This window comes from Gammaproteobacteria bacterium (genome assembly GCA_029862005.1).
Lineage (GTDB): Bacteria > Pseudomonadota > Gammaproteobacteria.
Map to the genome: position 1 here is coordinate 291,462 of JAOTYD010000002.1, position 10,180 is coordinate 301,641.

Here is a 10,180-nt window from a genome sequence, read left to right on the forward strand (position 1 = left end):
ATCACGTGGCAATCACCAAATTATAAAATTTTTATCACTTCAAGCCGTCGCCGGCAACGAAAATCGGAAGGTTGTGCCCTGGTGCAAGACGCTGTCTACCGACAAATGACCGCCATGCATTTCGACGATGCGCGACGCGATCGCAAGCCCCAGGCCGAGCCCGGAATCGGTGTCACCTTTACCCGTGCTACTGGCCTTTTTATAAAAACGCTTCAGCACGTAGGGTAATTCTTCGGCGGCGATGCCGTAGCCGGTATCCGAAACTGCGATCTCGACGCTGCAATCACGCGGGGCGACCTGCAGGCGAATATGCCCTCGGTCCGGTGTATGCTTGAACGAATTATCGATCAAATTATCGAGCACGCGCTCGATCATGCCCACATCGGCCGATACATCAGGCACCTGCTCGTCGACTACTACGTTGAATTCGATATTTTGCTCCCGCGCGCGCAGATAAAACTTGTGCGACACATCGAAGGCCAGCTCCGCAAGCGAGAACGACTCCACGCGTGGCTGCAACTCGTTGGCATCCAGCTTGGCAAGCTCGAACAGCTCTTCGACCAGCCGCGTCAATCGCTGCGCATTTTCATAAGCTATGCGCAGGTATTTCTGCTTGTTTTGCTCGGAGAGTTCTTCCGGTTTGAGTTGTAGCGTCTCCAGAAATCCACTTAACGAGGCCAGCGGCGTGCGCAGGTCGTGTGAAATATTGGCCACCATTTCACGACGCGTGGATTCGACTTCCTGCAAGTGCTGCATTTGCTCCTCGATGCGTTGCGCCATCTTCTGGAATGTCACGGTCATACTCTCGATCTCGTCAAGTGTGGCATCATCAGGCTCGACCGCAAGCTCGTTTACCTGCAAGTGATTGTCCTTGAAGGTCTGCATCGCCGAACTCAACACCCTGAGCTTGCGCATCAGGAAGAAAAACAACAACAGGCCAGCGACAAAGGCGAAGCCCAGCGCCACCGCAATCGAGGCTGCACTCCAACGCATGATCAGGCTGCGTTGTAACACATCCGAGATGCGGTTGATTTTCTCGCTGCCAAGAATGGCATAGATATAACCCTGTCGCTGGTTATCGACGTCAATCGGCGCCACGCTGAAACTGTTCTGGCGCGTGGCATGGCCGGGGTCGTCACCCATGATCAAGCCCGCATCGCGCTGCTCGAGAAAGCGGTTGACCGGGCCTAGCGAGACCTGTTTTTGCTTGACCTTGTCCGGCGCCATCGAATGGCCGATCACCTGGCCATCGGCGTCGAGCAGGTACAGCTCAAGGCTTGGATTGATGATCATCACATTTTGAAACAGCTCCGCGAGGTTGTTCTGCTGTACCTGCCCGTCCTCGATCAGTACATGCTCCCTGACGATATAGCGTGCCAGGTCCTGATTCAGTTGCTGACTAACTTCCTGCTGATACATCGGCGCGGTGTACATTGCGACGAACAGAAACACGGCGCCGATGCCGAGGAACAGCAAAAACAAAACCAGTACCAGCTTGATGTAAAGACTGTGAAACATCGGCATTCAGGCATCGCGGAAGCGATAGCCGACACCCCAGACGGTTTCGATGAACTGTACCTGACAAGATACCCCCTCGATTTTTTTGCGTAGCCGGTTGATGTGCGAGTTAACCGTGTGTTCATAGCCGGTATGGCTGTAACCCCAGACCTGATCGAGTAACTGCCCGCGGCTGAAAACGCGGCCCGGATGACGCGCAAAATGCAACAGTAAATCAAATTCCCTGGCGGTTAACTCGACCGCCTGTGCATCGATGGTGACGCTGCGCCGGGTTGCGTCGATGACGAGGGATTGGATTTCGATGCGCTCATCCGAAGCACTTGTCGCCGAGGGTGTGACAAGCTCGCTACGGCGCAGGATAGCCTTGACTCGAGCCTGCAACTCGAGAATGGAGAACGGCTTAGTCAGATAGTCGTCTGCGCCGAGCTCGAGACCGAGCACACGATCGAGTTCGCTGGATTTGGCAGTTAACATCAGGATTGGAATCATGATCGACTGGCTGCGCAGTTTGCGGCACAGCTCAAGTCCATCGAGCCCTGGCAACATCAAGTCCAGCACAATTAGTTGGTAGGCATGGTTGCTGGCCCGATTGAGACCGTCGATACCATTGGTTACAACGTCTACCTGGTAGGCATTGTCACGCAAGTGGAGTTCAAGTAGGTGGCAGATGTCCGGGTCGTCCTCTACAACCAGGATCCGCTTGCCGCCTGCCGTTTGGCGGGGCCATTTTTGATCAAGCGCCTGGCCGGACTGAAGGGGTTGCGTCATAAATTACTCCAGACTGACTATGGAGTTTTGATTGCAATTGCGAAACAGAGTTCAATCGGGCCGCGCTCGAATGCCAGGGTATCGATTGCTAATTCTTAGGAAAAAGCGAAACCAGGGCTACCTAGAGAGTTGCACCTGGTTTCGCCGAATACTGACCCCGGTAAAATCAGGTTTCGAAATTGCCCTCGGCTTCGTCGCACTGAGCCTTGGTCATTTCCAGAAAACCCTGACCCTTACAGGCGTTTAATCCCTTACAGCTGCTGGTTGCGGTTTTACACGCGCTATGTCCCTTGCACGAATTGGCGCCCATGCATTTGCCGACCTGGCTGCCCGCTGAAGCAGACATGGGTGCGGTTGCCAACAAGGTCGCAGCTGCAATCGCGATCGCAGCACCAGTGGTTTTTTTTGCTGTATTCATATTTGTTGTGTCCTCATTCAAGTTTAATTTCGACTTTACTTCGCGGTGAAATCCAGGGGCCGCAGAGATAAAGCATACTTCAACCTCGTCATTTGCCGGTATGCATTCTTCCGTTGATCCCGGCAGTTCGAACGAGCCGTAAGTATTGCGCAATAAATTCACAAAAGTATCACGGCCGCTAATAGCATTCACTTGCCGCAGTATTAGTTGAATACGTTTGAATCCAAAGGCAAGCGAAAGCTGCCGTATATTTTTTTGGCTCGGGAAGAAATTAGTGTCAGGGGCGGATGCTCATTTTACCGATCCCAAAGTCCATTACCGATCCGACTCAGACTCTCATTCACTACAAGAGTTTCCCTCCTGAATTGGGGGGCACTTTACGGTTCCGAACGAACAGTAAACGCAACAGTCGCCTTCGTTGGGCTTGAGCAGCGTATGACAGGACCCACACTCGTAGTAATACTGGCAGGCATCGGTTGGCATGACCTCGGTTTTACTGTGACCACAATGCGGGCAAATAAGAGTTGATTCTAAAATTATTTCTGTCATCTACGTAATGATTCTAACTTGGTTAATATGAAAATTATTTGATTTCAGGTTCGATATTTTGGGCGGCATCACAGTGGCGGTTTGAGGGCCAGAAAATATCCCAAATTGATACAGCTACCATTAAGCCCAGAGCGCCATAAATAGCATCGGTACGCCAGTACGTGGCGAACCAGAAATTGAGCACCAGTAAGATTGTGATGGGTCCTATGGCGCCCAGAACCGAGCGATACCATTGGCGGTGATAAAGGTAACCCAGAACGTTTACCAGCAAAGTCAGGATAGCCGCGCCGGGCAATATCCTGGTGAGCAAGAAGCCTTCCCATTGGGCCAGAAATCCTAGTCCGATGGCTGCGCCCAGGCTGGCTATAGCCGGAAAACAGAATGAGCATCCCATGGCAGCAACTACGGCACCAAGGGAACCTGATTTGTCACCTAACCTGGTTACAAGGGAAAGGATGTTCGCCATCCGGCCAACCCCCCACGCTTATGACAAGGGCATTACTGTAAACCCCGTACTTATGTACGGAGTCAATTGGCATAGACCGATTATTCTTCGTTCAACAGGGTTTCGATTATTGGGCAATGTGCCTGGTCTACATTGCTGTTGCATTGTCTGATCAAATCCTGAAGCACATTCTCGAGGCGCTTTAAATCTTGCACCTTGGCTTTGACGCGATTTAGCTTTTGTTCGGCAAGTGATTGCACATCCGCGCACCGCCCCTCCGATAAAGTAAGTAGACTTTCAATTTCATCGAGACTAAATCCCAGGGATTTTGCTCGCTTTATGAAAAGTAACCTTTGAAGGATTTCACTATCGTACTGACGATACCCGACCTTGGGTTTGGTGGGTTGCTTGATTAGACCACGCCGCTCATAGTAGCGAATCGTTTCAACATTGATTTCAGCTTTACTCGCCAGCCTTCCGATCGTTAAACCCATGTCAAATGCATGCTAAAGTCGATGGAATGTTCAAGATAACATATGTTGACTTCTTAACCGCTGCTCCCTATAGCTCGAGCGTCGCTTGTCGGCCGTTCACCGAAGTCTGCCATGGCTTCGTTAGCATCTGGTTACGAGAAAATAGATCCTAAAGTATCCTAAATCAGCTGCAGAGATCGACTACTACGAAACATCGTATTTGTCTGGAAATCATAGACCGCCTTGTTATTGAGCATCCATTGTGATTGGAATCTCATGCTTCATGCCGGCTTCGAAATGACCAGGAATGTTACACGCAAAAACGACTATATCGTCTCCCATGAAGCGCCACGAGAGCCGACCCGTCTCTTCGCCCGCCAAGGATAAGGTGTTTGGATCTTCATGTTTCATATCGGGCATCTTTCGCATCATCTCCGCATGCTTAACCTGGTCCTCAGCGTTGCCAATGGAAAACTCGTGTCGTATCGCGCCGTTGTTGCGTACGATAAATTCGATCGTTTCTCCGTGTTGCAAAGTTCGTAGCTGGGGTTCAAATACGAAACGCATACTATCGCGCATCGATACCGTTATCCGACGATCTGGTTCGCCAGTACCCGGCGCACCGACGCTATAGATTTCATGGCCATGGCTATGATCGTGGATTCCACCAGCGAGTACCAGGGCCGGGAAAAGAAGAAGCACATAAGTGAATGGCATAATTTTCATTTTTGATTCGCTCCAATTTTGATCTGATAAATCTTGCGAGGTCTCGTTAACGATACCTAAAGAATTTACTCGCGATTCGGTTATTGTAATAACTGCGGGATTAGCTCCTGATAGGGTCGATAACCCTCTATTTTTTCACCGTTGCTCTTGAGCAGTGCCGGGGTTCCACTTATACCAATCTCGTTGCCAGCGCGATAACCGCGGTCGATCGTCGCGGCTGCGACGCAATCACCGGCCGGTAAACCATCGAACTGCTGGTTTTTAGCCTCTGTCATAGCCAGGTTGCGGTCCTCTGCACACCAGACCGATTTGAGGTGTTGATACCCAGGTCCGCTGCTACCACCGCGGGGGTAGGGCAAATACCTTACGGTAATGCCGGCCTCCTGTAATTTATCAATTTCGCTATGCAGCTTCTGACAATAGGGACAAGAGGTGTCGGTAAACACATTCAGCGTAGCCTTGCTTTCACCCTTGGCGGCGAATATCACCAGATCTTCATCGCTAAATGCTGCCATGGTCTCGACCGCGGTGACCCGGCGTGACTGCTCGGTAAGATTTCGACCACTCTGCAGGTTCACCAGGTCTCCCATCAAGGCATACTTGCCATCGTCGAGCAGATAAATATAGCGATTGCCGATTTGCACCTGCCAGACATCTTCGATCGAGGTTTCCTCGACATCGTCGATTTTTGCATTGCCAATTCTCTGTCGCAGCAATTTGGTCAGAGGTCTTTTGGCAGCCACCACAATGTCGTTTAGCGATGGCAGGTCCGAGGATTCGAATCGACCTGCCCATCGTTGATAAATATCGTCCGGCCATTTCGATTGGAAGAAAGCGATCACGCTGTCGATTTGCGCAGCATCGAGCTTGCCCTCGAATCCGGGCATCTGGCCTCCCAACTTGGCTCCACCCTCGCGAATCGTGCGGCGCAACAGGTTCAAATCGTGATGCCAGGCATGTGCAGTGCCGTTCAACGGTGGTGGTGGATAGTTGCCGTTGGCGTCGGTTTTCTTCCAGTTGGGCGTGGCCTCGGCGTTTTGACCGTGACAAGACGCGCAGTTCTGACGAAACAGCTGCTCACCCTGGGTAACCTGGTCTTCGCTATACCAGCGTTCCTGCTCGGCGGCCGTTACCTGGCCGGCAATCAGCATGAATGCTGCAATTAAGAGTTTGAGTGTTTTCATGGCCATACCCGCTAGTAAAGTTTTTTCTGCTGCTGGTAGTAGCGGACATAGGGCACGAGGCTATCCATTTTCTTGCGCGTCATACCCTCGACCGGTGCCATATCGCCAAAATTCCAGTGATGCTGCTTAGTCCCTTGCAAGGCCGCACGGTAAAACGATTTGTCGCCATGGTGCGAGGGTTTGTAAAACGGATGGACCAAGGGCGGCCCCTCGTTCGTGCCGTCGAGCTGCAGTCCGTGACAGCTGCTGCAATACTTCTCGTACAGCACTTGACCCTTGGCCAGGCTAAAAGGAATTTCGATTGTTTCCGCGGCGATGGTGGAACCGGGTAGAGCCCACATGGAAATGACCGCCAGACAAGTTAAATTTACAAGTTGTTTCATTTGATTTCCCGAATTAAAGTAACAAAACACGCAATCTGCGTGACCCGACTTTATTCAGGCAATCGGTGGTCGGTATATCGAATGAGCCAGTCGGGACCGGTAATTGATTTTGTCCGGAGGATGAATAGTTAGTTGGGACAATGAATTAAATTCATTCGCGATGCTTACCGGGATAAACCCGGTGCCGGAGTTCGCACCGCAAGCATGGATCGTCGACAAGCAGCTTTCATTTTCACAAGAGAGATCAACGCCCTTTTTCATCGGATCGCAATCGAAGGGGCTGGTCGACATGGAGTCCATGTGGTGTATTTCGTTCGAAGCCAGAATCAAGGCGGGCATTAGCCCTATTGATAGTATCAACAGCCAATGGATCAATTTTTTCTTGCAGACTATTACTAACAATTGAAAACCCTGTGCGATTATTTTTTTGTTACCAAATCAGACACAGCAAACTTAGCATAGTTCTGGAATTTTTGGCAGATTGTCCCTTTCCTTTCCCTGTTTAACCGATACCCGGCAACTTAACACACTACCCGTTTGCCTTAAAAAATTGCTGTTCAACCAAATTTAACCTCTTTCCTGGTCAGCCGAGGCGATTAGTTGATGTAGATCAAGTAACACATGGAACACTACTTGAGCCTGTAGTGTCTACAGGATTTAAACTACTTTCGAAAATTTTCTTTGAATTCATGCGATGGACGTTTTTAAAACTGAAACCGAGGTAGGTAGGTTAATTGATAACCTGCTGTGTCTGGATTCAACGAGAATATAACCGTGGCAAGCATCTATCGATGCGAGGAAACCTGATGTACGAATGGCACGGCTTTGGCGGCGGCATGATGTGGATTTTCTGGATATTAATTCTGATAGCACTGGTATGGTTTGTTGTTTTCGCGGCACGTCAGGCTGGTAATTCCCAAAAGCGGGAAAAATCGGCCCTGGAAATATTAAAGGAGCGTTATGCCAGGGGAGAAATAGATCGCGATGAATTCAAGCAAATGCGCGATGATTTAAATCAATGACCAGGTTTACATTTTCGGTAGTATTGAACGATTATTTACTTTAGAACGATTATGTGCCACATAAATAAAAAACTAATTTCATGTGTGGTGGTGTTTAACCTGATCTTGGGTTTTATACCAATTGCCTCGGCGCAAGGTAAAGACGCGGTAAATTCGGTAGATCATTGTGCATTGTCATTTACAGAATCAACCATTTCAATGTTTAGCAGCGATATCGATAAGGAGCCTGTCAATTACTGCCATGATTCTTCAGTTTGTGCGGTGCACTATGACTGCGCCCCGTTACAATTCTCAAGTGAGCTAGCAGTATCGTCTGCGGTAGTGCGCCGCACAGTCCTATTCGAGGATACCGCCATCTATACACGCTACCCAGCAATCCCAGAACATCCTCCAAAAATCTAGGATTTTTCTGCCTGGGAATTTACAGGCCGCGCCTCGATTGAGCGATTGTCAGCAAGAGAGGTTTTTACATTACATTTTTCAATTAGATAACTTAACGAGGAATGAGACATGAAACATTCAAAAGCACTGAAACTTCTGATTATCGGATTAGTAGTGTCGACCACCGCTCTGGCCAGTTCCCAGGACGACGCCGAACCATCCACAACCATGCCCATGATGAAGCAGGGCGGCAACATGATGATGAATCCTGAGACGATGCAACAGATGATGAAACAAATGCCGCATATGGGATATGGCCAGGGTTATGGCATGCCGATGATGGGTCAAGGCATGGGCAACATGACGATGCATCCGCAAATGATGCACCAAATGCCGCACATGGGATACGGCCAAGGATCTGGTTACGGCATGCCGATGATGGGTCAAGGCATGGGTAATATGATGATGAATCCGCAAATGATGCAAATGCGCATGCAGCACATGCAGAAAATGGAGCAGCACCTGGCCAAAATCGAATCTTTGCTCGCGCAGATCCTGGAAGCGCAAAAGTCAAAGTAAATTACTATCTCCTAAAAAAACGCAAGTGGCCTGACAATCGAACTCGTGGGCCACTTGCGTCACTAAATGGGATAAAACGTGGATAACGAACTTTTTCCAAGATGCAATCACCTGTACTCAAATTAGTGATCACGGTGGCCGTGCTCATTGTCTCGACGGGTATCTATCTTGCTTTGGCTGATTCGGAATATCTGCGCCTGTTTACCGAACCGAATATGCTGGTCGCTAACATCCGGGACATGGGCATAATGGGGCCAATACTGATCATCGGCCTGATGAGCATTGCCATTGTGAATATATCGGGGACAGTATACCTATTTCTCCGGTAACGCCGATTCACGATTCCCCTAAATCAGATCCCGCACCAGTTGCAGAAAATTCTCGACCAGCCGGTCGCCCTTGTCGTGGGCATGGTAATACTGCATCAATTCGGGCGCCTTGTAGCGCCAGATCGTGCCGAGAGTTTCTTCAGTGGCCTCGGGGTGAAACTGGGTGCTGTAACAATGATCGCCAAAATCGAGCACCGCAACCGGCACCTTGCTGCTGCGAGCGAGCAGCGTGCTGCCGAGCGGGATATCGACAACATGTTCGCTGTTGGCGTAGTGGAAACAGTCCTGGTCGGCGATATCCCGCATCAGCGGAGAAGCCTTGCCGGCCTCGGTCAGCGCGACCGGGAATGTACCCGCAAACGGCCCGTCCTCATATCGGGTGACGCGGGCGCCCTCGAGGTGGGCAATCAGCTGATGCGATCCGCATATGCCGAGGATCGGAACGCGGTGCGCACGCATCACCGGCAGCCAGGCGCGCACTGCCTGCTGCCAGGCAGTATGATCATGAACGGAATTGTAACTGCCAGCCAGCACCAGCCCATCAGCCTCATCGGGGCCGGGTAGCGGCGCGCCGAGGCAAACGTTACAGGTTTCGATGGTGATGCCCGGTACATGCGCATAACGTTGTACGAACCACAATCCTTCCTGGTCCCTGTCATCGAAATGATCGTAAACCGAGGCATCGTAGCTGCCGGGCACTCCCATCATCTCGATAAAGAAGATTCGCGCCCCGGTTTTCGCGCTGGTATCACTCAAGTCCGTACTCGCGTTTACGCCGCGTCGCCCAGGCGTTGATCATGCGATCCGACATGATCGCGATAAAAGCGACGCAGACGCCGGCGATAATGCCGCGCCCGGTGTCGGCCTTGGTCAGCGCGATATAGACCTCCTGGCCGAGTTCCCGGGTACCGACCAGCGCGGTAATCACCAGCATCGACAACGCCATCATGATGGTCTGGTTGACACCCAGCATGATGTGCGGCAACGCCATCGGGATCTGCACTTTGCGCAACAACTGGCCGCGGGTCATGCCGACCTGCCGCGCGGCTTCGATCAGGTCGCCGGCGATATGGCGGATACCGTGATCGGTGTAGCGGATGATCGGCGTAATCGCGTAAGCGACCACTGCCAGCATCGCGGCAAAGTCGCCAACCCGAAACAGCATTACCACCGGCATCAGGTAGACGAAACTGGGCAAGGTCTGCAAGGTATCGATGATAACGCTGACCACGCGGTGCACGCGCTCGTGACGCGCCGCCAGAATGCCGATCGGGATGCCGATCAGGCAGGCGATGATGACCGACAGGCCGCACAGGTAAAGCGTGACCATGGCCTTGGCCCACAATCCGACCACGGCAATGAAAGTGGTCATGCTCGCGGTCAACAGGCCGAGACGCCAGCCACC

At 51.2% G+C, this 10,180-nt stretch carries 13 protein-coding genes; 2 read left to right on the forward strand and 11 right to left on the reverse strand.

Annotated features, from left to right (window positions below; genetic code table 11):
• Window positions 1-39: 39 nt before the first annotated feature.
• From OES20_02965 to OES20_03005, 9 genes are all read right to left on the reverse strand, one after another.
• Window positions 40-1,524 (reverse strand): HAMP domain-containing histidine kinase, encoded by a 1,485-nt coding sequence (locus tag OES20_02965; GenBank protein ID MDH3633643.1) that lies wholly within the window; start codon window positions 1,522-1,524, stop codon window positions 40-42.
• Window positions 1,525-2,286: a response regulator transcription factor gene (locus OES20_02970; GenBank protein MDH3633644.1), complete on the reverse strand. Its 762-nt coding sequence runs from the start codon at window positions 2,284-2,286 to the stop codon at window positions 1,525-1,527.
• Between the two features lie 166 nt (window positions 2,287-2,452).
• A complete protein-coding gene (locus OES20_02975) occupies window positions 2,453-2,704 on the reverse strand; it encodes a hypothetical protein (GenBank protein ID MDH3633645.1) in 252 nt (83 codons plus the stop codon).
• A 336-nt stretch (window positions 2,705-3,040) separates the two neighbouring features.
• Entirely contained in the window at window positions 3,041-3,253 is a 213-nt protein-coding gene (locus tag OES20_02980) for a ZPR1-type zinc finger protein (protein MDH3633646.1), read from the reverse strand.
• Window positions 3,254-3,287: 34 nt separating this feature from the next.
• Window positions 3,288-3,719, reverse strand: coding sequence for an organomercurial transporter MerC (merC, locus tag OES20_02985; GenBank protein ID MDH3633647.1), 432 nt, complete (start codon window positions 3,717-3,719; stop codon window positions 3,288-3,290).
• 80 nt (window positions 3,720-3,799) lie between these two features.
• Window positions 3,800-4,192, reverse strand: a complete 393-nt coding sequence (gene merR, locus OES20_02990) for an Hg(II)-responsive transcriptional regulator (GenBank protein ID MDH3633648.1) — start codon at window positions 4,190-4,192, stop codon at window positions 3,800-3,802.
• 225 nt (window positions 4,193-4,417) lie between these two features.
• Entirely contained in the window at window positions 4,418-4,888 is a 471-nt protein-coding gene (locus OES20_02995; protein MDH3633649.1) for a copper-binding protein, read from the reverse strand.
• 89 nt (window positions 4,889-4,977) lie between these two features.
• Complete coding sequence (locus OES20_03000) at window positions 4,978-6,081, reverse strand: thioredoxin fold domain-containing protein (GenBank protein ID MDH3633650.1); 1,104 nt, start codon at window positions 6,079-6,081, stop codon at window positions 4,978-4,980.
• A gap of 11 nt (window positions 6,082-6,092) precedes the next feature.
• The gene (locus OES20_03005) at window positions 6,093-6,464 is read right to left on the reverse strand and encodes a cytochrome c (protein ID MDH3633651.1); all 372 of its coding nucleotides are present in this window, start codon (window positions 6,462-6,464) and stop codon (window positions 6,093-6,095) included.
• Between the two features lie 806 nt (window positions 6,465-7,270).
• On the opposite strand from OES20_03005, the gene OES20_03010 reads away from it, so the two are divergent.
• The gene (locus tag OES20_03010) at window positions 7,271-7,486 is read left to right on the forward strand and encodes an SHOCT domain-containing protein (GenBank protein ID MDH3633652.1); all 216 of its coding nucleotides are present in this window, start codon (window positions 7,271-7,273) and stop codon (window positions 7,484-7,486) included.
• A gap of 510 nt (window positions 7,487-7,996) precedes the next feature.
• Complete coding sequence (locus OES20_03015; protein MDH3633653.1) at window positions 7,997-8,446, forward strand: hypothetical protein; 450 nt, start codon at window positions 7,997-7,999, stop codon at window positions 8,444-8,446.
• 347 nt (window positions 8,447-8,793) lie between these two features.
• Here the strand turns inward: OES20_03015 and OES20_03020 are convergent, their stop codons facing one another.
• Both OES20_03020 and OES20_03025 read right to left on the reverse strand, forming a co-directional pair.
• Window positions 8,794-9,531, reverse strand: a complete 738-nt coding sequence (locus OES20_03020) for a type 1 glutamine amidotransferase (protein ID MDH3633654.1) — start codon at window positions 9,529-9,531, stop codon at window positions 8,794-8,796.
• Window positions 9,524-10,180, reverse strand: a 657-nt coding sequence (locus OES20_03025; protein ID MDH3633655.1) for an ABC transporter permease subunit, incomplete at its 5' end; no start/stop codon positions are given. The genes OES20_03025 and OES20_03020, both read right to left, overlap by 8 nt.